Raw genomic sequence first — 528 nt, forward strand, 5'->3', positions numbered from 1 at the left:
GACTGAGATTGGTTGGTTAGGTGCAGTGCCAATGCTGACTTTTGCAGTAGGCGCGCTTATCGCACCAGCGATTGGTAAGCGCTTTGGCCTTGAGAATACGCTCATTGTGATGGTTGCACTACTCACCTTTGGTATGGTGCTGCGTTCCGTGGTTCCTACGTGGATTGGCTTTTTGAGTGGTACATTATTACTAACGTTGGCCATCGGCTTTGCTAACACTTTGGCGGCACCCGTTATTAAACAGCGTACGCCGAAACATATTCCACTTATAACTGGTTTATTTAGTTTAACGATGACGGTGTCGGCAGGCATAGTAGCAGGAGTCGTATTACCGCTATCTGAGCAGGTAGGCTGGCAGTGGGCGCTTGGTGGTTGGTCGCTTTTAGGCATATTTGCCATTGTGCTTTGGGTGTTTTTACGTCTGCGCCTAGGATCGTCTAGTCATCAAGCGGTTGAGCTGCCTAAGTTAGGATCTTCAGAGATTTCCATGTGGCGCACGTCTTTTGCTTGGCAAATTGCAGTCTTTAT

At 48.3% G+C, this 528-nt stretch carries 1 protein-coding gene; it reads left to right on the top strand.

Features of this window, described 5'->3' with window-relative positions:
* Positions 1 to 528: MFS transporter (locus tag ACS8FD_RS24330; RefSeq protein WP_439277733.1), on the top strand; the 528-nt coding region annotated here is incomplete at both ends.

The sequence above is a fragment of the Psychrobacter sp. 1U2 genome (assembly GCF_051847575.1).